General features: G+C 66.6%; 24 protein-coding genes. 8 read left to right on the top strand and 16 right to left on the bottom strand.

Translation table 11 applies throughout. The features are described from left to right. The first annotated feature begins 46 nt into the window (after nucleotides 1-46). Nucleotides 47-1,066, top strand: coding sequence for an Rv2578c family radical SAM protein (locus AWC12_RS23440; RefSeq protein WP_085177438.1), 1,020 nt, complete (start codon nucleotides 47-49; stop codon nucleotides 1,064-1,066). A gap of 30 nt (nucleotides 1,067-1,096) precedes the next feature. Here AWC12_RS23440 and AWC12_RS23445 read toward each other — a convergent pair whose 3' ends face one another. The 4 genes from AWC12_RS23445 to AWC12_RS23460 form a co-directional block, all read right to left on the bottom strand. Continuing rightward, a complete protein-coding gene (locus AWC12_RS23445) occupies nucleotides 1,097-2,371 on the bottom strand; it encodes an acyl-CoA dehydrogenase family protein (RefSeq protein WP_085177203.1) in 1,275 nt (424 codons plus the stop codon). Continuing rightward, nucleotides 2,368-3,504, bottom strand: coding sequence for an acyl-CoA dehydrogenase family protein (locus AWC12_RS23450; RefSeq protein WP_085177205.1), 1,137 nt, complete (start codon nucleotides 3,502-3,504; stop codon nucleotides 2,368-2,370). Before AWC12_RS23450 ends, AWC12_RS23445 begins: the two co-directional genes overlap by 4 nt. 17 nt (nucleotides 3,505-3,521) lie before the next feature. Further along, complete coding sequence (locus AWC12_RS23455; RefSeq protein WP_085177207.1) at nucleotides 3,522-4,751, bottom strand: amidohydrolase family protein; 1,230 nt, start codon at nucleotides 4,749-4,751, stop codon at nucleotides 3,522-3,524. Nucleotides 4,752-4,870: 119 nt separating this feature from the next. Continuing rightward, nucleotides 4,871-5,488, bottom strand: a complete 618-nt coding sequence (locus AWC12_RS23460) for a TetR/AcrR family transcriptional regulator (protein WP_085177209.1) — start codon at nucleotides 5,486-5,488, stop codon at nucleotides 4,871-4,873. 109 nt (nucleotides 5,489-5,597) lie between these two features. Here AWC12_RS23460 and AWC12_RS23465 point away from each other — a divergent pair, with 109 nt between their 5' ends. Next, the gene (locus tag AWC12_RS23465; RefSeq protein WP_085177211.1) at nucleotides 5,598-6,470 is read left to right on the top strand and encodes an acyl-CoA thioesterase; all 873 of its coding nucleotides are present in this window, start codon (nucleotides 5,598-5,600) and stop codon (nucleotides 6,468-6,470) included. Here AWC12_RS23465 and AWC12_RS23470 read toward each other — a convergent pair. Beyond that, entirely contained in the window at nucleotides 6,467-8,095 is a 1,629-nt protein-coding gene (locus tag AWC12_RS23470; protein ID WP_085177213.1) for a DUF885 domain-containing protein, read from the bottom strand. The two genes, AWC12_RS23465 and AWC12_RS23470, sit on opposite strands and share 4 nt — an antisense overlap. After that, a complete protein-coding gene (gene ypfJ, locus AWC12_RS23475; protein ID WP_024447351.1) occupies nucleotides 8,088-8,984 on the bottom strand; it encodes a KPN_02809 family neutral zinc metallopeptidase in 897 nt (298 codons plus the stop codon). Before ypfJ ends, AWC12_RS23470 begins: the two co-directional genes overlap by 8 nt. Before the next feature lie 77 nt (nucleotides 8,985-9,061). Between ypfJ and AWC12_RS23480 the strand changes: the two genes are divergently transcribed. Beyond that, the gene (locus AWC12_RS23480) at nucleotides 9,062-10,549 is read left to right on the top strand and encodes a carboxylesterase/lipase family protein (protein WP_085177215.1); all 1,488 of its coding nucleotides are present in this window, start codon (nucleotides 9,062-9,064) and stop codon (nucleotides 10,547-10,549) included. On the opposite strand, the gene AWC12_RS23485 is transcribed toward AWC12_RS23480, so the two are convergent. Next, nucleotides 10,546-11,061 (bottom strand): SRPBCC family protein, encoded by a 516-nt coding sequence (locus AWC12_RS23485; RefSeq protein WP_207576470.1) that lies wholly within the window; start codon nucleotides 11,059-11,061, stop codon nucleotides 10,546-10,548. The two genes, AWC12_RS23480 and AWC12_RS23485, sit on opposite strands and share 4 nt — an antisense overlap. Nucleotides 11,062-11,201: 140 nt before the next feature. On the opposite strand from AWC12_RS23485, the gene aspS reads away from it, so the two are divergent. The 3 genes from aspS to AWC12_RS23500 all read left to right on the top strand — a co-directional run bounded on the left by aspS (nucleotide 11,202) and on the right by AWC12_RS23500 (nucleotide 14,457). Next, the gene (gene aspS, locus AWC12_RS23490; RefSeq protein ID WP_085177217.1) at nucleotides 11,202-12,974 is read left to right on the top strand and encodes an aspartate--tRNA ligase; all 1,773 of its coding nucleotides are present in this window, start codon (nucleotides 11,202-11,204) and stop codon (nucleotides 12,972-12,974) included. Between the two features lie 38 nt (nucleotides 12,975-13,012). Continuing rightward, nucleotides 13,013-13,945 carry a DUF8686 domain-containing protein gene (locus tag AWC12_RS23495; protein WP_085177219.1) on the top strand — a complete coding sequence of 311 codons (933 nt, stop codon included), beginning with the start codon at nucleotides 13,013-13,015 and terminating at the stop codon, nucleotides 13,943-13,945. 62 nt (nucleotides 13,946-14,007) lie between these two features. Next, complete coding sequence (locus tag AWC12_RS23500) at nucleotides 14,008-14,457, top strand: nitroreductase family deazaflavin-dependent oxidoreductase (RefSeq protein ID WP_024447346.1); 450 nt, start codon at nucleotides 14,008-14,010, stop codon at nucleotides 14,455-14,457. Nucleotides 14,458-14,513: 56 nt separating this feature from the next. Here the strand turns inward: AWC12_RS23500 and AWC12_RS23505 are convergent, their stop codons facing one another. After that, nucleotides 14,514-15,713, bottom strand: coding sequence for a thiolase family protein (locus AWC12_RS23505; RefSeq protein WP_085177221.1), 1,200 nt, complete (start codon nucleotides 15,711-15,713; stop codon nucleotides 14,514-14,516). 96 nt (nucleotides 15,714-15,809) lie between these two features. Here AWC12_RS23505 and AWC12_RS23510 point away from each other — a divergent pair, with 96 nt between their 5' ends. Further along, the gene (locus AWC12_RS23510; RefSeq protein WP_085177442.1) at nucleotides 15,810-16,280 is read left to right on the top strand and encodes a winged helix-turn-helix transcriptional regulator; all 471 of its coding nucleotides are present in this window, start codon (nucleotides 15,810-15,812) and stop codon (nucleotides 16,278-16,280) included. 71 nt (nucleotides 16,281-16,351) lie between these two features. On the opposite strand, the gene AWC12_RS23515 is transcribed toward AWC12_RS23510, so the two are convergent. The 8 genes from AWC12_RS23515 to AWC12_RS23550 all read right to left on the bottom strand — a co-directional run bounded on the left by AWC12_RS23515 (nucleotide 16,352) and on the right by AWC12_RS23550 (nucleotide 24,560). Then, the gene (locus tag AWC12_RS23515; protein ID WP_085177224.1) at nucleotides 16,352-17,173 is read right to left on the bottom strand and encodes a BtpA/SgcQ family protein; all 822 of its coding nucleotides are present in this window, start codon (nucleotides 17,171-17,173) and stop codon (nucleotides 16,352-16,354) included. Nucleotides 17,174-17,217: 44 nt separating this feature from the next. After that, nucleotides 17,218-17,988 carry an SDR family NAD(P)-dependent oxidoreductase gene (locus AWC12_RS23520; protein ID WP_085177226.1) on the bottom strand — a complete coding sequence of 257 codons (771 nt, stop codon included), beginning with the start codon at nucleotides 17,986-17,988 and terminating at the stop codon, nucleotides 17,218-17,220. 28 nt (nucleotides 17,989-18,016) lie between these two features. After that, nucleotides 18,017-19,075, bottom strand: coding sequence for an ABC transporter ATP-binding protein (locus tag AWC12_RS23525; RefSeq protein WP_085177228.1), 1,059 nt, complete (start codon nucleotides 19,073-19,075; stop codon nucleotides 18,017-18,019). A gap of 21 nt (nucleotides 19,076-19,096) precedes the next feature. Further along, nucleotides 19,097-19,912 (bottom strand): carbohydrate ABC transporter permease, encoded by an 816-nt coding sequence (locus tag AWC12_RS23530; RefSeq protein ID WP_085177230.1) that lies wholly within the window; start codon nucleotides 19,910-19,912, stop codon nucleotides 19,097-19,099. Beyond that, nucleotides 19,909-20,769, bottom strand: a complete 861-nt coding sequence (locus AWC12_RS23535) for a carbohydrate ABC transporter permease (protein ID WP_085177444.1) — start codon at nucleotides 20,767-20,769, stop codon at nucleotides 19,909-19,911. The genes AWC12_RS23530 and AWC12_RS23535 overlap by 4 nt, the downstream gene beginning before the upstream one ends. Nucleotides 20,770-20,831: 62 nt before the next feature. Continuing rightward, nucleotides 20,832-22,154 (bottom strand): ABC transporter substrate-binding protein, encoded by a 1,323-nt coding sequence (locus tag AWC12_RS23540; RefSeq protein ID WP_085177232.1) that lies wholly within the window; start codon nucleotides 22,152-22,154, stop codon nucleotides 20,832-20,834. 16 nt (nucleotides 22,155-22,170) lie between these two features. Next, nucleotides 22,171-23,748 carry an FGGY-family carbohydrate kinase gene (locus AWC12_RS23545; protein ID WP_085177234.1) on the bottom strand — a complete coding sequence of 526 codons (1,578 nt, stop codon included), beginning with the start codon at nucleotides 23,746-23,748 and terminating at the stop codon, nucleotides 22,171-22,173. Then, complete coding sequence (locus tag AWC12_RS23550) at nucleotides 23,745-24,560, bottom strand: DeoR/GlpR family DNA-binding transcription regulator (RefSeq protein ID WP_085177236.1); 816 nt, start codon at nucleotides 24,558-24,560, stop codon at nucleotides 23,745-23,747. The genes AWC12_RS23545 and AWC12_RS23550 overlap by 4 nt, the downstream gene beginning before the upstream one ends. Nucleotides 24,561-24,699: 139 nt before the next feature. On the opposite strand from AWC12_RS23550, the gene AWC12_RS23555 reads away from it, so the two are divergent. Continuing rightward, nucleotides 24,700-25,629: a DUF389 domain-containing protein gene (locus tag AWC12_RS23555; RefSeq protein WP_085177446.1), complete on the top strand. Its 930-nt coding sequence runs from the start codon at nucleotides 24,700-24,702 to the stop codon at nucleotides 25,627-25,629. Nucleotides 25,630-25,640: the final 11 nt, after the last annotated feature.

Here is a 25,640-nt window from a genome sequence, read left to right on the forward strand (position 1 = left end):
ACAGCGGGTCGCTTGACAGCATGTCGAACATATGTTCGCATGGTTTATGCGCTGGGCAGGCCAAGGCATCGACGTCGACGACGGCGCACTCCCCGGGCTACAGCGTATCGGCCTGATCCGCACCGTCCGGACGCCGCAGTTCGAGGGCATCACCTTCCACGAGGTGCTCTGCAAGTCGGCGCTCAACAAAATTCCTGAAGGTGCTGCCGTCCTCCCTTTTCGGTACACCGTCAACGGATATCGCGGGTGTTCCCATGCGTGCCGCTACTGCTTCGCCCGGCCCACGCACGAGTATCTCGATTTCGACCCCGGCCAGGACTTCGACAGTCAGGTGGTCGTCAAGACGAACGTCGCCGAGGTGCTGCGCCGCGAACTGCGAAGGCCGTCATGGATGCGCGAAACCGTTGCGCTGGGGACGAATACGGACCCCTACCAGCGGGCCGAGGGGCGTTACGCGCTGATGCCCGGCATCATCGGCGCCCTCGCCGACTTCGGGACACCGTTTTCGATCCTGACCAAGGGCACGCTGTTGCGCAGGGACCTTCCGCTGCTGACCGAGGTGGCCCGCCGGGTCGATGCCAGTGTCGCCGTATCGCTGGCGGTGGGTGATCCGGACATCCACGCCCGCGTCGAGCCGGGCACGCCGTCGCCCCAGGCGAGGCTGGGACTGGTCGCCGCGATCCGCAATGCAGGGCTGGACTGTCACGTCATGGTGGCCCCCGTCCTGCCGCGGATCACCGACTCCGAGGAGCACTTGGACGACTTGCTAGGGCGCATCGCCGCAGCGGGGGCAACGAGTGTCACAGTGTTCGGACTGCACCTGCGGGGGAGTACACGCGGGTGGTTCATGGATTGGCTCGCGGCCGCGTACCCGCACCTTGTCGGCGAGTACCGCAATCTCTACCGGCGGGGCGCGTACCTACCGCAGCAGTACCGGGCGATGTTGGCCCAGCGCGCAGCGCCGCTGATCGCCAAACACGGGCTGACCCGTGACGGACGGTCGTTTCGCGGCGCGCCGACTGCACCGCCACCCGCCGCGACATCGGCTCAGCCTGCGCTGTTTTAGAAGACGCGCTGTTTTGGTGCCAGCGGCGTTCTAGCTCTTGTTGCGCTTCACCTGATTGAACGGCACGCCTCGGTCGGCGGCGGCTTCGCGCGGGAAGCCGAGGATGCGTTCGCCGATCACGTTGCGCGCCATCTCTGAGCTGCCACCGCCGAGCGATCCCGTCTGCCGGGACAGGTAGCGCACACCGATGTCGGAGAGCTCCGTGAGGCCCGGTGCCTCCTGCGAACCCTCGTCGATCACGCCCGCAGTTCCCGCGATCGCCAGTGCCGTGTCGACCTCAAGTTCTGTGGTTTCGGCATGGAACAGCCGAATCAGCGTGCCCGCGTTCGGCGGCAGCGAGCCGTCGGCGATCGCGTGGAACACATGGTCGATCAGCTGTTCTTTGACGATCCTGCGTGTCAGCGCGCGCCCCGCCAGATCCTGGATACGAGGATCGTCGCCTTGGCCGGTGGCCTCGGCCAGCCCGACGTGATCGGGCGGCATCTCGTTGGCGTTTTCGGCGGCGGTGCCGCTGGCGAACTCCGAACCGCCGCCCACCGCGCGGCGCTCGTGGTGCAGCTGGCGGGTGGCAACCTCCCACCCCTTGTTGACCTCGCCGACGACGGCATCGTCGCCGAGCGCGAGGCCGTCGAAGAATTCCTCGCAGAACTCTTCATTGCCGTTGACCTCTTTGATGCGGCGCATCGTGATGCCGGGGGAGTTCAGCGGCACGAGGAACATCGTCAGGCCCTCGTGCTTGGGCACCGTCCAGTCGGTGCGGGCCAGCATCAGGCCGTAGTCACCGGCGAACGCGCTGGTGCTCCAGGTCTTGGCGCCGTTGATGATCCACTTGCCACCCTCGTAGTCGGCCCGGGTGATGACGCCGGCGAGGTCGGAGCCACCGCTGGGTTCGCTGAGCAGCTGAACCAGGATCTCGTCACCGCGAATCGCGGCCGAGATGCGGTCGCGTTTCTGGGCTTCGCTGCCCACGTCGAGGATGGTCGCCGCACAGATCGTGAAGGTCGGCGTGTTGAGTATCAAGGGCATCTCGTAGCTTCGGCATTCGGCGTTGAACGCCCGCTGGTAGGCATAGTCCAGGCCGAGCCCGCCGTACTCGCGCGGGAAGCAGATTCCTGCGAAACCTCCCTCGTACAAGCGCTTCTGGAGTTCCTTCGCGCGGTCCCAAGAGGCCTGTTCGGCACGCACCGAGAACGGCGGGTGGTCGGGATCGACCCTCGGCATGTTCTCGGCCAGCCAGGCCCGCGCGCGGGCGGCGAAATCCGCTACCGACTCGGTCGTCTGTGTGGAGGTGACGGTGTCGGTCATGCCGGGACCTCTGCCTTCCTGCTCAGCTGATAGACGACGCGGTGATGATCCTCCGGGGAGCCGAACACAGCCCGGTAGAGCGCCACCCGGCGCAGGTAGAGGTGCAGGTCGTGTTCCCACGTGACGCCGATACCGCCGTGCAACTGGACGCAGTCCTGCAGCATCATCGGGGCACGCTCGGCCACATAGGCTTTGGCGACGCTGACCAGCTTCTCGGCGTCGGGAGAGCGTTGCGCAACTGCCGCGACTGCACCCGCGGTGGTGCCGCGGCAGGCCTCGAACCACAACTTCATGTCCGCCGCACGGTGTTTGAGCGCCTGGTAGGACGCCAGCGGACGGCCGAAGCTGTGGCGATCCGTGAGCCACTGGTTGGTCATCGCGAGCACCGAGTCGAGGATCCCGACGATCTCGGCGCACTGCAGAATCAGCGCGATCTGACGCTGGCGTTCGATGATCGCCGACGTCTGCTCGGCAGTACCCACCACCGCGGATTCGGCGACCTGCACCCCGTCGAAACGCACTCGCGCGTAGCGCTTGACCATGTCGACGGAGTTCTGCACCGTCACGGTGACCCCTGCGGCGTCTGTCGGCACCAGGAACTGCCTGATCGCCCCGTCACAGGCAGCAACGACGAGTACGGCGTCGCAGTCGGCGCCTGCCTCGACGCGATCCTTGACCCCGTCGATGCGATAACCGGAATTGGTTCGGGTCGCAGTGGTTTCGGCCGTCAGCGCGGCGAACGGGCGCCGGGGTTCGTAGACCGCCCAGGACGCGATCAGCTCACCGGAGATCAGGCCCTCGATGGATTCCTCGTGTTCCTTCGGCGCCTCGACGAGACCGGCGAGAACGACGCTGACCGGATGCAGTGGGCCGGGCGCGACCGTGTGGCCGATCTGCTCAGCGACCAGCGCCAGGTCTGCCACCCCGTCCCCAGAGACGCTGCCGCCACCGAGTTCCTCTGGCACCAGCAGGCTGGTCCACCCCAATTCCGCTGCTCGCTGCCACCATTCGCGCTGGAACGACACCCCGGAGGCGTGCAGCCCCCGGACATGGGTCAGCGAGCCCTGCTTCTCAAGGAACGTCTGAGTGGTCGAGGCGAACAGCAGCCGTTCGGGATTCACCGCATCGGTCATACGAGTTATGTTGCCTCTCAGGCGATGACGAGCGCTGGGACATCGGGCTTGTGGACGACCTTGTTCTCGACACCGAACAGGTCGACCATGTTCTTACCCATGACCTTGCGGACACCCTCGGCGTCGAGTCCGTGCGCTTCCAGATCGGACACCAGGTTGATCGGATCGGCGAGGCCTTCGGGGTGCGGCCAGTCGGAGCCGAAGATGACGCGGTCGATGCCACACAGGTCGGCCATCTTCTTGAAGTCGTCCTCCCAGAACGGAGCGACGTATACGCAGCGGCGGAAGGCTTCGATCGGGTCCTCCGGAAAGGACTGCGGCATCTTCGAATACACATCCTTGAATTGGTAGAACAGGTACGGCACCCACGACGCCCCGTTCTCGACCGACAGGATGCGCAGGTCCGGGTTGCGGGTGAAGGCGCCGTGGCAGACCAGGGCGGCCATGGTGTCCTCGATGGGTCGTTTGCCCATCGCCACCATCCGGAACGACGTCGGTTTGAACGGCAGGAACTCGTCGGCGGGCTCCCAGTCGTTGAGGTATTGCGCATAGCCGCTGTCCGACGCGTGCATCGCCACCGGGATGCCGGCCTTCACGCAGGCGTCCCAGAAGGGGTCGAACTCCTCGGTGCCGAACGACCGGGTGCCACGGTAGCCGGGCACCGGCGCCGGCCGGACCAGCACGGTCTTGGCGCCGCGCTCCAGGCACCATTCGAGCTCTTCAAGCGCGCGGTCGACGATCGGCAACGTGATGACCGGCGTCGAGAAGATCCGGTCTTCATAGTTGAATTGCCAAGTCTCGTACATCCATTCGTTGAGCGCATGGATGATGTCGTGGATGAGTTCGGGGTCGTCCTTGAGCCGTTCCTCGACCAACGAGGCGAGCGTGGGGAACATCAGCGTGTAATCCAGGCCGAGTCCGTCCATCACCTCAAGGCGCGCTTCAGGATTGCGGAACGCGGGGATCGCCTTCATCGGCTTGCCCATGACTTCGCGGTAACTCTTGCCGCCGCTGCCGTGCCGGAAGTACTCCTCCTGGGCTCCGGGCCGAGCCACCACTTCGAAGGTCGGGTTCGGGATGTAGTCGCTGATGTGGTTGCGCACCATGATCTTGGTGCGACCGTGCACGTCGATGTAGTCGATGACGCCCTTGCGCTTGTCCGGCAGGAACTTGGTCAGCGCTTCCTTGGGTTCGTAGAAGTGGTTGTCGGCGTCGAAGACCGGATAGTCGAGGATGCGTGACGGCATGGTGGGCTCTCCTGGCACGTCGAATTTGCTTGGTGCGGTAACGGCATTACCGATAGTGGTAACGACATTACCACGGGCAAGTGTAACGGCACCAGATCGTCTTATCGCAGCTCAGGGGGTTAACGCAGAAGTCCGCGAACGCAGAAGGTGTACACGTGCCTTCCCTCGATCGGCACGTCGTTGAGTTCGGCGCCGAGGTCGCGCATGCGCAGTGCGCCCAGCACCGTCTGCATCAGAATCGTGGCATCGGTATCCACGTCGAGGTCGGGCCTGAACGTGCCGTCCTCGATGCCGCGTCGAAGGATGTCGGCGATCAGGCGCTGCAGCGGCGCCAACACCTTCGCGAACTCCTTCGGTCGCGTCTCGTGGAGGTGGTCGTTGTAGTAGGTCAACCCGCGATTGATGCTGTCCTGGGTGCTCGATTCGGCGGGTGCGCTGATGCGCTCGATGAGCAGCCGCAGCGCGTCGCTGCTGTCATCGGCGGCGGTTTCGGCCCGCCACCGTTCGGTGGCATCGGCCATGATCCTCTCGACGAGGGCAAGCAGTAGTTCGTCTTTGGTGGCGAAGTGTTGGTAGAACGCGCGCAGCGAGGTCTTGGACCGCTCGACAACCTCCAGAACCGTGAAGTCGGTGCGGCCGGTTTCGCCGAGAATGTCCAGCGCAGAGCGCATGAAACGGTGGGCGCGTGACTCGGAATCGGCGGCGGCGGGCGCATTCGATTGGGACTTCGCTGCCATCGCGCACCACCCTTTCCTGTCCGGGCACTCGATGGTAATGACGTTACCGCTTTGAGGGAACCTCGGTTACTGTTCCCTCCGACGGTCACCCGATGGAGGCGATGGACAGATGGCACAGGCGCAATGGACGGTTCAGGCATTACTCGACCTTTTCGACGCGGAACCGGTGGGCGAGAACACCTTCACGGCGCAGACCGGTCCCGCCGGTGAGGACGAGCGCCAGGTCGTCGAGGGCACTCAGGTCCTCGCGCAGTCGATTGTGGCCGCCGCCAAGCGATTCCCCGAGAAGTCGATACGGTCGGCGTATGCGGTATTCGCCCGAGCAGTCATGGTCGCTGCCGGACCGGTGGAACTGGAGATCGACGTGGTCAGCGAAGGGCGTTCCACCGCAACGGCAATCGTGACAGCCAAGCAGAACGGCAAGCGCTGTATCACGACGACCATCCTTGCCGACGTGCCCACCGGCGACGTCATCCGCCATCACCTGCCCAAGCCGGAGGTGGCAGCCCCCGCCGAAGCAAACGACTCGCCCATGCCGATGACCGGGCGCCAGCTGCGGCTGGTCGACGTGGTCGACGTGAACAGCCCCGATGAGGTCGGCCCGCCCGAGCTGTACGCGTGGCTGCACTACGACCCGATCCCGGATCGGGACGACCTGGCGAAAGCGTTGATCGCGTATTTCACCGGGCACCTTGGCATTTCGACGACCATGCGAGCGCACGAGGGCATCGGGACCAGCCAGGCGCACCTCACCGTGTCGACCGCCCCGATGACCGTATCGGTCAGTTTTCATGAGCCGGTCACCTGGGGTGGCTGGCTGCTCTACACGCACGAAAGCACACAGGTGGGCGCCGGCATGTCCTACGTGCGCGGCGCGGTGCACACCGAGGAGGGAGAGCTGCTCGCGTCGTTCACCCAGGATGCGCTGATCCGTCCGCTGCGCACCACGGACACCGCAATCAAGGAGCAGTCGCGGCTCTAGGCGAGCGCCGACCGCAACACGTCCAGGGGCAGCCCGCCGAGATCGAGCGCCCGACTGTGAAAGTCCTTGAGCGACACCCCGCGCGCCAGGCTGTCGTCGCGCAACTGCTGCCAGATGCGTTGGCCTATCGCATAGGACGGCGCCTGACCGGGCCAGCCAAGATAACGGTCGAGTTCGAACCGCAGGTTCTCCTCGGCCATCGCGCTGTGGGTCTGCAGGAACGTCCACGCCCGCTTGGCATCCCACACCCCGCCGTCGGGCGCGGTCATACCGCAGTGCACACCGATGTCGAGGACCACCCTTGCGGCCCGGAATCGTTGCGCGTCAAGCATTCCCATGCGGTTGCCGGCATCTTCCAGCCACCCCAGCTCGGCCATCAGGCGCTCCGCGTAGAGCGCCCAGCCCTCGCCATGACCGGACACCCAGCATCCGAGCCTGCGCCACCTGTTGAGCTCGTCGCCGAGCACCACTGCGCGGCCGATCTGCAGGTGATGGCCGGGCACTCCTTCGTGGAACACCGTCGTCATCTCCTGCCACGTATGGAAGGTATGTACGCCCGGTGGTACCGACCACCACATCCGGCCGGGCCGCGACAGGTCCTCGGACGGACCGGTGTAGTAGATCCCACCGGTCTGCGTGGGCGCGATCCGGCACTCCAGGTTGCGCAACTCGGGCGCGATGTCGAAGTGCTTGTCGGCCAACGCATCCACGACGCGGTCGGAGAGCTCCTGCATCCACTGCTGCAGTGCGTCGGTGCCGTGGATAAGGTAGCGCTCCTCGCTGTCGAGTCGCCGCAGCGCCTCGCCCGCCGTCGCCCTCGGATAGAGCCGTTCGGCGATCTCGTCCTGCTCGGCGACAATGCTCTTCAGTAGTCCCATGCCCCAGTCGTAGGCTTCGTCGACATCGACCGACGCGCCCAGGAACATGCGTGACATCACCGCGTAAGCGTCGCGTCCGCAGCCGTCCACATCGCGGGCGTGCGGGCCTATCTCGTCGCGCAGCACGGTGGTCAGCGACGCGTAGGCGTTCGCGGCGTGCTCGCCGTACCGGCGGATTTCGGCGTGGAGTGCGGGATCGTCCGGCGCGGCGTCGGCGACCATGTCGACGAACAGGTTGGCGATCTGGCCTGCCTGCTGGATTCCCCGACGAACCTGTCGAGCCGCGGGTGCGTGCCCCGACGCTGCGGCGGCCCGCAGCGCCTCGGCGTATCCGCTGACGCGCTCCGGGATCCGGGCCAGCCGCCGACCGAAGACCGCCCAGTCGTCTTCGGTGTCGGTGGGCATCAGGTCGAAGACGTCGCGCATCGTCTGTAGCGGAGAGGCGATGACGTTCAGCTCGCCGACGTCGAGGCCCGCGTCGTGCAGGTCGATGAGGACGCCGAGCCGCTCCCGCAGCGCGGCGGCCGTGACGACGTCGGCCGCGTCGGCCGGTTCGGCCGCGTCGAGTTCGCGCAGTGCGGATTTGGCGGCGTCGACGCGCGCGGCGACACCGTCGGGGGAGTAGTCGGTGATCTCGTCGTCGTAACCGGCAATGCCGGATTCCGTTGCCGCGCAGGGATCAAGGGCAGCCGAGACCTCGAGATAGCGCTCGGCGACGGCATCGACTGCGGTCGTCTGCCTAGCCAAGGTTGTTGGTCGCGAAAGTGTCGCACTTGGCCGGGTCTCCGGTCTGGTAACCGGTGGTGAACCACTTCTGGCGTTGCTCCGACGAACCGTGGGTCCACGACTCCGGGTTCACCCGGCCGGTGGCCGCCTCCTGGATGCGGTCGTCGCCCACGGCGGAGGCCGCCGACAGCGCATCGGCGATGTCCTTGTCGGTCAACGGCTCCAGGAACGGTACGTCGGTGCCTTCCTGTTTGGTGATCGCCGCATAGTGCGCCCACACTCCGGCGTAGCAGTCGGCCTGCAGCTCGGTGCGCACACCCCCGCCGGTCGGCCCGGTGGGGTCCTGCTGCGCACGGCCCAGCACGCCCTGCAGGTTCTGGACGTGATGGCCGAATTCGTGGGCGACGACATACTCCTGTGCGAAGGGTCCGCCGCTAGATCCGAATTGATCCCGCAGGGTGTCGAAGAAACCCACGTCGAAGTACGCGGTCTGGTCGCCGGGGCAGTAGAACGGACCGACGTCGCTGCTGGCGAAGCCGCAGCCCCCGGTGTCGATGCCATTCTCGAACAGTTCGATCCGCGGCCGGGTGTAGTCGGGCATCAACTGTGCCCACACGCCGTCGAGGGAATTGCCCGTCGCGACCACGCGGCACTGCACGATGGTGTTGGCGTCTTCCCCGGTCTTGCACTGGCTCAGGTCGAACCCGGGAGCTTCCACGCCCTGGGTGTCCATCGGCTGCTGTTGCGGCATCACCGAGCCGGGGTCGACACCCAGAAGCAGCGCCACCACCACAATGACCAGCCCGCCCAGTCCGCCGCCGATCGCGATGCCCCTGCCGGGGCCACGGCCGCCGCCTCCACTGCTGGATGTGGTGCTGGTGTCGATTCGCATGCCCTCGTTGAAGGTCATCGCGCCACCTCCGTCTGCTGTTCGCCGGCCCGCCTGGCGTCCAGGCGAGTCCAGCTTCGCACACTAGGATTTGGCGTGTGGTCGTCGTTGCCGGAGATTCCACCGTTCTGTCCACCCCGTCCGGCGATCTGCGTGGCGACATCGAGGGCGGTATCGGGGTGTGGCGCGGAGTGCCGTACGCCGAGCAACCGATCGGGCAACGGCGGTTCGCGGCGGCCGAGCCGCTCATACCGTGGACGGGTGTGCGCGACGCCACCGAGCACGGGCCGCTGCCGCCACAGGCGAAATCATTTGTGGGCGGGGGGCGCGACGACCCGAAGGCGCGGGACGAGGCGTGCCTGACGCTGACCGTGTGGTCGCCGGACACCACGGCATCGTTGCCGGTGATGATGTGGATTCCCGGCGGGGCGTTCGTGTACGGGGCCGGGCAATTCCAGTTCTACAACGGGTCCCGGCTGGCGGCCAACGGCAACGTGGTCGTCGTCAACGTGACCTACCGGATCGGGGTCTTCGGCGGATTCGAGCTCGGTGACCTCGGCGACGGGTTCGATGACAACCTCGCCCTGCGCGACCAGATCTGCGCACTGCGCTGGGTGCGTGACAACATCGCGTCGTTCGGTGGCGACCCTGACCAGGTCACCGTGTTCGGTGAGTCGGCGGGGGCGACGTCGGTGCTGGCCCTGATGTCCGCGCCGGAGGCGACCGGGTTGTTCCACCGCGCCATCGCACAGAGCCCGGCGTTGCCGTTGATCGCCGATCGCGAGTTTCGCGCCGCCAACACCCGTGAATTCGTGCGCCGTCTCGGCGCCGATGCCGCGCAGTTGAAGGTGCTTCCGCAGCGTCAGCTCCGCCGCACCGCGGGCATTCTGCAGCTCAAGAGCACCCAGACCACGCCGACCCTGGCCTACGGGCTCACCCACGGCACCGAGCTGTTGCCGCTGCACCCGGTGGAGGCGGCCCGCCGGGGCGCCCTCGCGCAGGTGCCGCTGATCATCGGCACGAACAGCCACGAGGCCTCGATGTTCGCGTGGACGAAGCCGCCGATGCTGCCGACCACCCGGGCGTCGATCGACAACTATTTCTCCAGGGTGGCCCCGCACGCCAAACAGCGGGTGCTCCAGGCTTATCCGGAGTATCCGCGGCGAAGCGCCCTCGTCGCCATCGGATCCGACGCCATGTTCGGCGGTCCGACATGGGCCTTCGCCGATGCGTACTCCGAACACGCGCCGACACAGATGTACCGGTTCGACCATTTCGGGATCAGCCTGCGGATGCTCGGCCTTGGCGCCACCCACGGCAGCGAGATCGTGCACATCCACCACAGCTATGCATCGTTCGTCGGGCGCAAGCTGCATCCGCTGGGCCGCCGCATCCAGCCCGGTGTGGGACGCAGGATGCAGCGTGCATGGCTGGATTTCGCCAAAGACGCCCAGGACGGCGACACCGACCACTGGCCGCGCTACGAGACCGGCAAGCGCCTGACGCGCTTGATCACCTCCACCCGCGACGTCATGTCCTCCGACCCCGATGAGCAGCGGCGGTCCGCGTGGGCAGCGGTGTACTAGACCGGGTTACCGGGCAAGGCGAACCGTTCGTCGGTGTAGCGGCGCAGGTTGTGCAGGAAGCCCTGGAACATGCGGCTCATGATCGGCTTACCGACGAACAATCCGACGCGTCCCGCGACACCCTGGGGCTTCATCGCCATGATCCAGGTCAGGTGACACCCTTGGGCGGTGGGAACGACGCGGTAGTCCTCGGCGAACGCCGAGATGCTGCCGGTGCTGGCCGCATTGAAGCGGAAGGCCATGCGCGTGAACGGTTCCCAGGCCAGGAACACCTCGTCGCCGGTGATTCCGCCACGCATGTCGACGGTGCGGGTGGTGCCGATCCCGCGCGGTTCGGGGCTCGTCCACGTGACGTTGGTGATGACGCTGGCCCAGTGCGGCCACGACGTCTCGTCGGCCAGGACCTCGAAGAGCTGTTCGGGGGTGACGGCCAGGTCGACGGTGCTGACGAATCGGTACGGGGCGGTCTCGACGAAATCCAGGCCGACACGTTCGCAGGCATGCATGGCCATACACGTTAGGCCATGATGGTTGGTCTAAGCGCCGTGGCCGCAGCGGCAGGTCGAATCCGGCGGATCGAGTCCCTCTAGACTGGTCAGTCGCTGCGACGCTTCCCCCGTCGCTGAGCTCGCCCCGTCCAAGAGGAGTTTTCGTGCTGCGCACCCGCACCGCCGGTTCATTGCGCCCCGCTGATGCCGGCCACACGGTGACGCTGGCCGGCTGGGTGGCGCGCCGTCGCGACCACGGTGGCGTCATCTTCATCGACCTACGTGACGCGTCCGGTGTGTCGCAGGTGGTGTTCCGCGACGGTGAGGTGCTGACCCAGGCGCACCGGCTGCGGGCGGAATTCTGCGTCGCCGTCACCGGCGTGGTCGAGGTCCGGCCCGAGGGGAACGCGAACCCCGAGATTCCCACCGGCGACGTCGAGGTCAACGCGACGTCGTTGACGGTGCTGGGGGAGAGTGCCGCGCTGCCGTTCCAGCTCGACGAGACGGCGGGTGAGGAAGCCCGGTTGAAGTACCGCTACCTCGATCTGCGCCGCGAAGGTCCGGGGCATGCAGTCCGGTTGCGCTCCAAGGTGAATGCCGCCGCGCGCAATGTGTTGGCCCAGCACGATTTCGTCGAGATCGAGACGCCGACGCTCACTCGGTCGACGCCCGAGGGTGCCCGCGACTTCCTGGTGCCCGCCCGCCTGCAGCCCGGCTCGTTCTACGCGCTGCCGCAGAGCCCGCAGCTGTTCAAGCAGCTGCTGATGGTGGCGGGGATGGAGCGCTACTACCAGATCGCACGCTGCTATCGCGACGAGGATTTCCGCGCCGACCGTCAGCCCGAGTTCACCCAGCTGGACATGGAGATGAGCTTCGTCGACGCCGACGACGTCATCGCGGTGTCCGAAGAGGTGCTGCGCGCGCTGTGGGCGCTGATCGGCTACGACCTGCCTCTGCCGCTGCCCCGCATCAGCTATGCCGACGCGATGCGCCGGTTCGGCTCGGACAAACCCGACATGCGGTTCGGACTCGAGCTCGTCGAGTGCACGCAGTACTTCAAGGACACTCCGTTCCGGGTGTTCCAGGCCGACTACGTGGGCGCTGTCGTGATGCCGGGCGGAGCGTCGCAGCCGCGTCGCACCCTGGACGGGTGGCAGGAGTTCGCCAAGCAACGCGGCCACCGCGGGCTCGCCTATGTGTTGATCGGAGACGACGGCGAACTGGGCGGACCCGTCGCGAAGAACCTCTCCGACGCCGAGCGTGACGGCTTGGCCGCCCACGTCGGCGCGAAGCCCGGCGATTGCGTGTTCTTCTCGGCGGGATCGGCGAAGACGGCCAGGGCGCTGCTCGGCGCCACCCGCATCGAGATCGCCAAACGCCTCGACCTCATCGACCCGGCGGCGTGGTCGTTCACCTGGGTGGTGGACTGGCCCATGTTCGAGTCGGCCGCCGAGGCGACCGCCTCCGGCGACGTCGCCGTCGGATCCGGAAGCTGGACTGCGATGCACCACGCTTTCACCGCTCCCACGCCCGAGTCGGAGGCGACGTTCGACACCGATCCCGGCAGCGCGCTGTCGAACGCCTACGACATCGTCTGCAACGGCAACGAGATCGGCGGCGGATCGATCCGTATCCATCGCCGCGATGTCCAGGAGCGGGTGTTCGCGATGATGGGCATCGGTCCGCAGGAGGCGCAGGAGAAGTTCGGATTCCTGTTGGATGCGTTCACCTTTGGCGCACCTCCGCACGGGGGCATCGCCTTCGGTTGGGACCGCATCGTCGCGCTGCTCGCCGGCGTCGACTCGATCCGTGAGGTGATCGCGTTCCCGAAGTCCGGTGGCGGCGTCGACCCGCTCACCGAGGCGCCCGCCCCGATTACCGCGCAGCAGCGCAAAGAATCAGGCATCGACGCAAAACCCGGTAGCGACGGCGCGTAGTCGCCGGCGCGCGGGTTCGCCTCGGTACGATCCGGCGCGTGCAGCCTGAATCGGCTCCGGAGACGGATGCCAAGTCTGAGACCCCCCGCTCATCACGAGCGCTGAACGCCACCGTCGTTACCACGCTCGCCGTGGTGATCGCCGTGTACGTCGGTGCACTCGTCGGATATCGGCTGTTGGAGCAGCCGCCGAAGCCGTTCGAATTCAGCGAGTCCTCGGAGATCGGCGAGACGGCGGTGATCCTGCGACTGGGCAAGATGGAGACGGTCGAGAACAAGCTCACCGTCGATGTCCTCGTTCACCCGGACAACGACCTGCTCGGCAACGGGCCGGAGGCAGCCGCCAATCCCATTGTGCGCCTGAGCTCGTGGACCCAGGACGGTGAGCTCATCCACATGCACGACGACTTGAAGAGCAACGCCTCCGCGGTTGAGTTCACGGCGGTGGGCGACCCCGACCACTGGCCATTGGACACCTACGTCAGTAACACCATCGGCGTCGAGGTCTTCTACGGGGACGGCCCGGACCGTCGCAAGGTTCCGGCCGCCATCGTCGTCGCGGGCTCGATCAACGGTTGGGATGTCGACAGCGATCAGAAGGTGCTAGAGGCGCCCTGGGGTCCGATTCAAGGCGTGTCGTTTCATTTGGAGCGCACCCGCGGAGCGCATGCGGTCGACTTCGGCATTTTGCTCGTTCTCTTGGTGCTGCCGGGCACCGCGTTGTTCGTCGCGATCGAGATGCTGCTGAACCGGCGCAAGTTCCTACCGCCGTTCATCACCTGGTACGCGGCCATGCTGTTCGCGGTCGTCCCGCTGCGCAACATCCTGCCGGGTGCGCCGCCGACGGGTGCGTGGATCGACGTGGCGGTGATCCTGTGGGTATTGCTTGCGCTGTCGGCCGCGATGGTCGTCTACCTCGCGGCTTGGTGGCGGCAGACCCGGGCAGAGGAGAATCGTCACCCCAAAACCTGACCCGTCCGCCCAGCCGCAAGTGGTGGAGCCCGAAAGACGCCGAGAACAGGGATCATCACAGCATGACAGAGATCGACAAGGACAAGCTCGTCGCCGATACCGCGGCGCTCGACGACTTCAACCGCTCCATCGTCGAGGAGTTCCGCGCCAACGGCGGCAAGGTCGGCGGGCCGTTCGAGGGCGGCACACTGCTGCTCCTGCATACCACGGGCGCGAAGTCCGGCAAGTCGCGGCTTTCTCCGCTGGCGTATCTGATGATCGACGGGAAGATGATCATCGTCGGGTCCTACGCGGGTGCTCCAAAGCATCCGGCGTGGGTGCACAACCTGCGTGCGAACCCGAAGGCGTACATCGAGATCGGCACCGAGGCCTATGACGTCGCCGTCCGCGAACTGCCGGAAAACGAGCGGAACGCGACGTATCCGAAGCTGATCGAGCTCGCGCCCGTCTTCGCCGAGTATCAGGCCAAGACGACGCGGCCCATTCCGCTCTTCGAGCTCACCAGGGCGTAGCGAATCGGGCGCGCAAAACGACGGTGAGCGTCGCTTTGCGCGCCGAATTCACTGCGTCAGAGCCGTTCGATGATGGTGGCGTTGGCCATGCCGCCGCCCTCGCACATCGTCTGCAGCGCATAGCGACCGTCACGCTGCTCCAGCGCGTTGACGAGCGTGGTCATGATGCGCGCCCCGCTCGCGCCCAGCGGATGCCCGATCGCGATCGCGCCGCCGTTGACGTTGGTCCTCGACAGGAGGTCGGAGTGTGACCCGCCTCCAAGTTCCTGCGCCCAGCTCAGCACCACGGGGGCGAACGCCTCGTTCACCTCGAACAGGTCGATATCGGAGAGGGCCAGACCCGAGCGTGTGAGTGCTTTCTGCGTCGCCGGGATCACCCCGGTCAGCATGTACAGCGGATCCGAGCCGACCGCGACCATGGTGTGGATCCGGGCGAGCGGCCGCAGGCCGAGCCTGCGGGCGGCCGCCCCGCTGGTGATCATCACCGCGGCACTGCCGTCCGACAGGGGCGAGGAGTTGCCCGGCGTGATCTCCCAGCCGATCTGCGGGAAGCGCGCGCCGATCGCCTCGTTGAAGAATGCGGGCCGCAACCCCGCCAACGTCTCGACCGTGGTGTCGGGGCGGATGATCTCGTCGGTGGCCAGACCCGCGATGGGGGCGAGCTCGTTGTCGAAGAGCCCGTCCTTGGTGGCGCGGGCAGCCTTCTGGTGGCTCTCGGCGGAGAATTCGTCGAGCCGGGTGCGGGAGAGGTTCCACTTCGCGGCGATCAGCTCGGCGCTGATGCCCTGGGCCACCAGACCGTCGGGGTAGCGCGCGGCCATGTCGAGCCCGAACGGGTTGCTGCCGGGAAGCACCGAGGACCCCATCGGAACCCTGCTCATCGACTCGACGCCCGCGGCGACGACGATGTCGTAGGCGCCGGCCAGCACGCCCTGTGCTGCGAAGCTGATCGCCTGTTGGCTGCTGCCGCACTGCCGATCGACGGTGGTGCCGGGCACGGTCTCGGGGAATCCCGCACCGAGCAGTGCGTTGCGCGCGATGTTGACGGCCTGGTCACCGACCTGGGTCACCGCGCCGGCGATGACGTCGTCGATCTCGACCGGATCGACGCCGGTGCGCTTCACGAGCTCGCGCAGGCTGTGGGCCAGCAGATCGGCGGGCAGCACGTCGTGCAGTGCACCGCTGGCCTTTCCCTTGCCGACGGGGGTACGTACCGCCCCGACGATGACGGCGTCGCGGTCCGAATATTGCGCCATGTTCACTCCTGGACAACTCTTCGCTGAGTACTGCTCTCTATACTTAGATGTAACACCTAGGTTCAGTCGCAACAACCCAGCTGGGGAGTGATGTACATGACAGTCCTGCAAGGACCACTGACAGACCGCACCACGTGGTCGGCGGTCGGCCGGTGCCCGATCGAGAAGACGATGGCGTTGGTCGGCACCAAGTCAGCCATGCTGCTGATGCGCGAGGCCTACTACGGCACCACCCGTTTCGACGACTTCGCGGGTCGCGTCGGCATCACCAAGGCCGCGACGTCGGCGCGGTTGTCCGAACTCGTGGAGGCGGGGCTGCTGACCAAGCGTCCCTACCGGGAACCGGGACAGCGAGCGCGCGACGAATACGTCCTCACCGAGGCGGGGACTGAGTTCATGCCGGTGGTGTGGGCGATGTTCGAGTGGGGTCGCAAACACATCGACGACACGCCGCTACGGATGACCCACCTGGGCTGCGGCGCGCAGGCGAGCGTCGAGATCGTCTGCGCCGAGGGGCATCACGTCCCGCCTGACGAGCTCGGCATTCGGCTCATCAGGCGCCCGTAACTTTCACCGAAACTGCATTCCGTGCGGTGAAAACCCCAAAAATCGCGCACGGAATGCAGTTTCGGCGGGGATCAGCTGAGCGTGGCGCGAAACTCCCTGGCGGCTCCCATGAGCTCCTCGACCCGTGACTTCTCGGCGGCGTTGGCGAACAGGCCGTCCTTCTTGAAGTAGGTGCCGACGACGGCACCGTCGGCGATACCGAGCTGGGTGGCCACGTTCTCGGCCCGCACGCCCGTGTTGACGAACACCGGCACATCGCCGGCCGCGGACTTCACGATTCGTAGCGCCTCGGTGTCCGTCGGAGCGCCGGCGGTGGCGCCGGATACACAGATCGCATCGGGGAGTGTGGCGAACACCGTCGTCCGCGTGATCGAGGCCAGATCGCGCTCGGCGAGGTAGGTGGCGGACTCGGGCACGATGTTGAAGAGCAGCTTCACGTCCGACCCACCGATGCGGGCACGGTGGCGTGCCACCTCGCCGACGTTGGTATTCCACAACCCGAAATCGCTGGCGTAGACACCGGTGAAGATCTCGCGCACGAACTTCGCACCGGTGGCCACGGCGAGGTCGATCGATGCGCGGCCGTCCCACAGCACGTTCACGCCGTAGGGAACCGTGATGTCCGGCAGCAGTTCGCCGATGATCCTGGCCATCGTGATCGCGGTGATCGGTTCGGTTTTCGTCAGGTACGGCAGGCTGAACTCGTTGCTGATCATCACGCCGTCGACGCCGCCGCTCTGTAGCGCCTCGAGTTCGGTGCGAGCCCGCGCGACGACCGCGGCGATGCCGCCTGCAGAATCGTAGCCGGGGTCGCCGGGCAGCGCGGACAGGTGGAGCATGGCGATGACGGGCTTCGTGACGTTGAAGACCTCGTCGAGCCAAGTGGTGGTCACTGATGTGCCTCTCTCTTACAGGGGAATCGGGATGCGGCGGCAGTTCAGTCCATGTACGCGCCGCCGTTGACGGCAAGTGCTTCGCCGGTGATGAATCGGGCGTCTTCGGACAGCAGGAAGGCCACGGCACGGGCCACGTCGTCGGGTTGCTCGAGCCTGCCGAGCGGCGTGTCGTCGATCATCATCGCTCGCACGCCTTCCGGTGTGGTGCCGCGCAATTCGGCTTCCCACGTCAATTCCCTTGACTGCATGGGTGTTTCGACGAATCCGGGACAGACGCAGTTAACGGTGATGTTGTGTTCGCCGAGTTCGTAGGCCATCGCCTGGGTCAGCCCCACGACACCGAACTTCGAGGCGACGTAATCCGCCAGGTAGGGCACACGGCCCTGCTTGCCTGCCATTGAGGCCGTGTTGACGATTGCGCCGGCAACGCCGGAGCGCACCATCTCGCGTGCCGCGGCCTGCCCGCAGACGAACACGCCTTTGAGGTTGACGTCCAACGTCTGCTCATAGCGCTCGATCGGTGCGTCGAGGAAGCGGTGCATGAACGAGATGCCGGCGTTGCTGACCCACGCATCGAGTCCGAAACGTCCGGCGATGTCGGAGGCCACTGCGGCCGCGGCGTCCGGGGACGTGACGTCCAGCGCGGCGGACTCGTGTCCCGCCGACTGGTTGGGCAGCCCCGAGGCGACCTCGCGCGCGGCGGCGTCGTCGACATCGGTGACGATGACCCGCCAATCCCGTTGCGCCAGTGTGGTGGCGATGGCGCGACCGATGCCGGAGCCTGCGCCGGTCACCACGACAGTTCTCGTCATCTGTAGTTCTCGTTCCTTTCGGTTGTCCTCAGCCGGCGATCCGCCGGCCGGTGGCGGTGTCGAACAGATGCGTCGCGCCCGGGCGCACAGCCAGGTCGACGGTGGTTCCCTCGGTGATGCCCGTCAGACGCGCGGTCTCGACGACGCTGGTCAGTTCGATGCCGTGGGCCTCGATCGTGACGATGGCGCGGGGGCCGAGATGCTCGATCAGAATCACGCGCGCCGAGCCCTCATGCGCCGACGCGGTCGGCAGCAGGTCGTCGGGTCGGACACCCAGCGTCACGGGGCCCTCCGTGGTCGCGTCGACGGACAGGGCGAAGCCGCCGTTGTGGCGGAAGGCGTTTCCTGCCAGGGCCCCGTCGACGAGGTTCATCTTCGGGCTTCCCACGAAAGCGGCCACGAAGGTGTCTGCGGGGCGGGCATACACCTCCTGCGGGGTGCCCTGCTGGGCGATCTTGCCGTCGCGCATCACCACCATGCGGTCCGACAGCGTCATCGCCTCTTCCTGGTCGTGCGTCACATAAACCGACGTGATGCCGAGGCGCCGCTGGATCTGCAGAAGTTCGGTCCTGGTCTCCACGCGCAGCTTGGCGTCGAGGTTGCTCAGAGGTTCGTCGAACAGGAACACCGACGGCTCGCGGATGATCGCGCGTCCGATGGCGACCCGCTGCTGCTGCCCGCCGCTGAGATCTTTGGGCTTGCGTGCCAACAGCTTTCCCAGCCCGAGCGACTCGGCGACGGTGGCAGCCCTGGCCAGCGCCTCGCGCCGCGGCGTCTTGGTGGCCCGCAATGGGAACGCGATGTTCTCGGCTACCGTCAGATGCGGGTAGAGGGCGTAGTTTTGAAACACCATCGCGATGTCGCGCTCTCGCGGCTCCAGGTGGGTGACGTCGCGGTCGCCGATGGTGATCGTGCCGGATGTCACCGTTTCCAGACCGGCGAGCATCCGCAGCGACGTCGACTTGCCACATCCAGACGGGCCGACGAGCACCGTGAACGAACCGTCGGGCAGCTCGAGATCGAGATCGCTGACGACGGAGGTGGTTCCGTACGCCTTGTTGACGCCGGAGAAGCGGACGTGCGCCATTGAAAGCCGAACCTGCCCTTCCTAGAACTTCACCGCGCCACCGCTGATGCCCTGCACCAGCTTGCGCTGGATGAAGAAGCTCGCGATGACGACCGGGACCACTGCGATGAGGATCGCCGCGCTCATCGAGCCGATCTGCACGCCCCGGAATGTGTTGAAACCTGCGATGGCCACCGGCAGGATCGCTGCTTTGCCCGGAGCCAGGATGAGGCCGTAGAACAAGTCGTTCCACGACAGCGTGAAGCCGAAGATCGCCGCGGCGCCGATGCCGGGCAGAACCTGCGGTAGCACCACGAGCCGGAAGGCCGCGAACCTGCTGAAGCCGTCGACCTGGGCCTGCTCCTCCAGCGACCGGGGAACCGCCTCGAAGAAGCCGATCAGGAACCAGGTCACCACGGGCAGAACGAAACTCAGGTGGGCGAAGATCACCGGCACCAGTGTGTCGGTGAGGCGCAGCGCGTACGCCATCGTCAGGAATGGGAACACCAGCACGGCCGGCGGCAGCACCTGCGCCGCCAGCATGCCGAATCGGGTGAGGGTGCCGCCGGCCCGGTAGCGGGCGATCGCGTAGGCGCCCATGCTGCCGACCACCACACTGATGCCCACGGTCACCAGCGCCACCACGGCGCTGCGGCCCGCCGCGCCGAGAATTCCCGACGACAGCACGTTCTGCCAGGCGGAGAAATCGGGGGTGAAGGACAGCAAGAACGGATCGTTGAGCTGTTCGGGGGTTTTCACGCTGGCGAGCGCGATCCAGACGATCGGAAACAGCACCGAGATGCCCGCCGCCCACAACAGGGCGATGCGCAAGACGGTGACCAGGGCGGCGCGGTTCACCGGGATCCCGCCGTCCTTGCTTTGTCCATCCGGCGGAAGGCGAACACGATCACCGCAAGCACCACGACCAGCACGACGAACGCCATCGATGACGCGGAACCGAGCCGGAAGAACTGGATGCCGGTCTGATAGATGAAGTACTGCAGGGTTTCTGTCTCGGTGCCGGGACCGCCGCGGGTGGTAGCAAAGACGTATTCGAAGACCTTCATCGCGTCCAGGGAGCGCAGCAGGATCGCGACGACGAGCACCGGCGCCAGGAGCGGGAGAGTGATCCGCCGCAGCACGTACAGCCCGCCGGCGCCGTCGACGCGGGCGGCATCGAGCGGTTCTTTCGGAATCGATTCCAGGCCGGCGAGCAACAGCAGCACCATGAACGGCGTCCACTGCCACACGTCGATCAACGCCAACGTGAACAACGCCTTGCCGGGGCCGAAGAAGTCGTAGGAAATGCCGATCGTGTCGAGCATCGCGGGGATCGCCCCGAGTTGGTCGTTGAGCAGGAAGCGGAACGTGAGACCGACCGCGATCGGCGTGATGAACATCGGCGCGAGCAGCATCGACCGGGTGAGATCCTTGGCCCAGCGCTGCTTTTGAAGCGTCAGTGCGATCGCCAACCCGACGGCGAGCTCGAGGCCGACGGCGATGGCGACGTAGAGCGCCGTAGTGCCGAAGGCGTTCCAGAACGCGCCGTCGCCGAACGTCGCGACGAAGTTGTCGGCGCCGACGATCGCGGGTGTTCCGCGGTCGGTGAGCTTGTAGTCGGTGACGCTCAGATATGCCGCGTACACCAGAGGGAAACCGACCACCCCGACGAAGAGGGCGACGAGGGGGGCGACCATGCCGTGCTGAAATCGCATGCCGGATTTCACGGTGGTCTCGCTCCTTTCGTGGGGTGGTCGGTTTCCGGATCGGGGGTGGGTCAGCCCTGGATTCTTTCGGCCTCGGCTTGGGCTGCCGCCAGGGCGTCGTCGACGCTCTTGGTGCCGGCGACCGCCTCGTTGAGCTCGGTGCCGACGGCCTGGATCATCTCCTCGCCGCTGGGCCCCTGGCTCAGCGGAGACGAGTTGGCCAACAGTTGCTCGACGGTCTTGTAGTACTCCTCGCCGAACCGGCCCTGCAGCACTGCCGGGTCCTGCAGCGTGCTCTGACGTATCGCGGCGCCGCCTTTTTCCGTGCGCGCAACGTCATTGGGCTTGGCGGTGATCCACGAGACGAATGCCCACGCGGCGTCCGGAGTGGCCGAGTTCGCCGGGATCGCCCAGCTCCACGACCCCAGCACCTGCTTGCCGCCGGGGATGGGCGCGAGCTTGATCTTGCCTGCCGCGGGGCCCGAGCCGGGCTCGTTGAGGGCGGGCAGCTGCCAGTTGTAGTTGATCATCGACGCCGCCTGATTGGCCGACACCGACCGCTGCGCCTCGTCCATGCTCCAGTTCAGGCTGTTGGCGGGTGCGGCGGTGTTGTAGGTGTCGATGTAGGCCTCGAGTGCCCTCTTGGCCTCGGGGGTGTTGAGCGTGATCTTGCCCTCGGAGTCGTAGATCGAGCCGCCCGCGGCGAACAGCCAGTTGCCCCATTCTTCGAAGATCTTGTAACCGCGTTGCGGCTGCATCGCGATACCGGCCCGGTCACCGGTCTTGAGCGCCTTGCTGGTGGCCACCAACTCGTCGAGGTTGGTGGGCACCTGCTGATTGGCGGCGGCCAGATCGTCGGTGTTGTACAGGTATCCGAGCGCGTAGTTGTAGAACGGGACCGCGTAGCGGGCGCCGTCGACAGTGGTGATGTCGGTCAGGGGTTTGAAGAAGTCCGCCGCGTCGTAGTCCGGGGTGCTGTCGATGCGGGCGTCGAGCGGTTGCAGGAACTTCGCGTTGGCGAAGTCGACCATCCACGGGTTGTCAACGACAATCAGATCGTAAGTGGGAGAGGATGACTGGAACGACGAGACCAGTTTGTCGCGCATCTGGTCGTAGGTCAGCGATTCGATGTTGATCTCGACGCCGGGGTACTCCTTGTTGAAGTCGCCCACCATCGATGTGACGATGTCGGTGTCCGGCACGTTCTCCATCAGGATCCGCACCGTGCCCGAGACGTCGGCGGACACCTCGCCGGTGCCGGTGGACTCGGCCTGCTCGGGGCCACCGGAGCCCGCACACGCGGACAACAGCAGAGCGGGGACGGCAACAGTGGCCACGAGAGCGGAGCGGACACGTCCGCGCCGCCCTGAAGTGGGCTTTTGGGCGAATCTCATTGGTGCGGTGTTCCTTTCATCGGGTGGTGCGGGCAATGGCGTGCGAGATCGGGGTCATGGCAGCGCTGAGTTCGCGCCACGTCGCATAGGCGAGGTCGTAGATGTCGCTGCGGACGGGGTCAGGAACGTACGGCTTCTCCAACGTGATGAAGCCAGCGGCGTCCGACCAGTCGTCGAGTGCGCCGATGCCGATGGCCGCGACGACCGCGGCGCCCAGCGAGGCGCCGGGGTGGCCGCTGACCGGATGCATCTCATAGCCGAGCACGTCGGCGTGGATCTGCTTCCACAATGTGGATTTGGATCCGCCGTTGGTGATCATCACCCGGGAGAGCGGGATACCGATCTGGCCGAACACGTCGACGTGATGGCGAAATCCGAACGCTATCGCCTCGAGCACCGAGCGGTACATGTCGGCCCTGGTGTGCCCGAGGTGCATGCCGGCGAACACGCCACGCAGATCGGGATCGTGCAGCGGGCTCTTCTCGCCGAGGAAGTAGGGCAGGCACAGTATCTCCGCGGGAGACCGTGGCGCGGCCTCGTCGTCGAGTTCGGTCAGCGGGGCTCCGCCGACGAGCGCCTGGAACCACCGGATCAGGCTCCCGCTGGTCGCCATGCAGCCGTTGGGCAGCCAGTGCCCGGGAACCGGATGCGCGTCCAGATACAGCCGGGCGTCGACCACCGGCGTGTCGCTGGCGACCAGGATGTCGCCTGCGCCACCGAGTTTGACGAGAGCATCGCCGGGACTGTTCACGCCTGCGGCATACGCCGACAAGACGTGATCGGCGCCGCCCACCACGAGCGCCGTGCCGGCCCGCAGGCCGGTGGCGTCGGCGGCCGCCGTGCTGAGCCCCCCGACGCGCGTGCCGGGGCGATGCACCGCAGCCAGCGTACGCGGATCGAGGCCGGCGGCCTTGAGCACGGCGTCTGCAGTATCACCGTCGATGCTGAACAATCCCGATTCCAGCGCCCAGTTCTGTTCGGTGTGCACCGGCGCGCCCAGCGCTGAGAGCACCCAGTCGTAGGAACCGACCCAGTGCGCTGTGCGGGCGTAGACGTCGGGTTCGTGTGCGCGCAGCCACACCGTGGTCGGTGCGACGGACTGCTGTGTCAACGCCGACCCGGTGAGCGACACCAGATCTGTTCCCGAGAGGGTGTCGTGGAGGTCGGCGACCTCGCGGTGCGCCCGCGCGTCGTTCTGAAGGATCGCGTGCCGCAACGCATTTCCCGCATCGTCGACCGGGATGACCGCGGGCACCATACCCGACGTGGCGATGGCGCCCACGGCCTGCGGCGAGACGCCGCTGGTCGTCAACACCTCCCGGATCGACTCGATGACGTTGCGGGACCACTGCGCGGTGTCTGCTTCGGCGAAGCCGGGACCGGGAGAGTGCAGCGCGGTCTCCCGGGATGCGCTGGCCACGATCCCCGCGGTGTTTGATGCGCGGCCCGCCGCGGTGCCTGATGCGCGGCCCGCCGCGGTGCCTGATGCGCGGCCCGCCGCGGTGCCTGATGCGCGGCCCGCCGCGGTGGTGTCGAGGAGCACCGTCTTGGTTCCGGTGGTACCGATGTCGACCCCGATGGTGTAGCGGCTCATCCCGCTCCCACCGCGGTCTCGTCGATCGAATCGCGCTGTCCCTCAACGCAGATGACCTCGACGCCCAGGCCGCGGGCAGCCACCAGCGCGGGGTGGTCGGGAGGGCCGTCGCTGACGATCGTATGGATCTGCGACAGCGCGGCGATGCTCACGAAGGTGACGCGCCCGAGCTTACTCTTGTCGGCGGCGACGATGACGCGGTCCGCGCGTCGGCTTGCTGCTCGCTTCACCCGGCTCTCGGCCTGGTGGTAGTCGGAGATCCCGCGGTCGGCGTCGATGCCGGCCACGCCCATCACATAGGTGTCGCAGTTGTAGTTGGCCAGCGTGTCTTCGGCGGTGGGGCCGATCAGGCTCAGTTCGCCCGACCGCAACTCGCCGCCGGTGAGAACGACACTGGTCTCGGGTTCGTCGACCAGGGCGAGCGCTGCGAGCACGCTGGGGGTGACGACCGTCAGGCCGAGACCGCGTCCCTTGAGTGAGTTGGCGACCGCGAGGGCGGTGCTTCCGGAATCGAGGATCAGCGTTTCGTTGCGGCTGATCAGATCCGCGACCACGTCGGCGATGTGGATCTTCTCCTGCGCCGCGTCGGCCATCCGCGTGGCGAAGGACGGTTCGGTGTCCTTACCCGGCACTGCGATCGCGCCCCCGACCACGCGGCGCACGACACCGAGGGCTTCGAGGGCCTCGATGTCGCGACGGATCGTCATCTCGGACACGTCGAACTCCGCCGCAAGGTCGGCGAAATTGATCTCGCGGGCAGCCCGGACTCGTTCTTCGATCCGGTCCCGACGGGTTCGTACGTCTACGGCCACCTAAGCCACCACTACCTCGTCTGTTCAAAATTCACAGTATCTTGTCCGATTGTGTGAATCTATAACATGTTGATGTGTAGTGCCCACATTTCGGCGGCATCCGTTCTTTTCCGATGCGCGAGGCGGTTACCGTGCGGCGGTGCTGCATCTGAGGGTGATCGTGCCGGGGGACATGCGCGAGGACGTGCTCGCCGTGTTGCGGGCTCAGGTCGGTGTCGCGCACATCCTGGTGCTTCCCGGCGCTGCCGTGGACCCGCCCGGCGACGAGATCACCGCCGACATCGCCAGGGAATGCGCCAACGACGTGATCAGGAAACTCAAGGCGCTCGATGTCCAGCATCGTGGGGCCATCACGATGACCAGGCTCGACACCGTACTTTCCACCAGGGCGCACCGGGCCGAGGACGACGCCGAGGGCGATCCCGCCGATGCGGTGGTGTGGGACGAGCTGATCAGCCGGACCCGCGAAGAATCCACACTGTCGGTGACGTTCACGATGTTCCTGACCCTGGCCTGCCTGCTCGCAGCCATCGGCGCCCTCACCGATTCCACCGTCACGGTGGTGGGGGCGATGGTCTTGGGGCCCGAATTCGGCCCGCTTGCCGCGATCTCGGTCGCGCTCGTGCAGCGCCGCGCCGACCTCGCACGGCGGGCGGCGTTCGCGCTGCTCGTCGGGTTCCCGGTCGCGGTCGGCATCACGGCTCTGCTGACACTCGCGGGGGAGGCGGTGGGCTGGCTGAGCCTCGACACCGTCCGCAACATCCACGAGGTCGATTTCATCTTCCAGGTGGGGCCCATCTCTTTCGTCGTCGCGCTGCTGGCGGGTGCCGCGGGGATGCTCTCGCTGGTGTCGTCGAAATCGGCCGCGCTCGTCGGCGTTTTCATCTCGGTGACCACCGTGCCCGCGGCGGGCTTCGCCGCGGTCGCCGCCATCCTCGGCGACTGGGGTATGGCAGCGCGGTCGGCCACCCAGCTCGTCGTGAACCTCGTCGGCATCGTGGTGGCCGGAGTGCTCGTGCTGCTCCTGCGGCCCCGCGGCAACCTCATTCCGCGCATAGCGCAGACCTGACGCGATCTGCG

The organism is Mycolicibacterium iranicum (assembly GCF_002101705.1).
Taxonomy (GTDB): Bacteria; Actinomycetota; Actinomycetes; order Mycobacteriales; family Mycobacteriaceae; genus Mycobacterium; species Mycobacterium iranicum.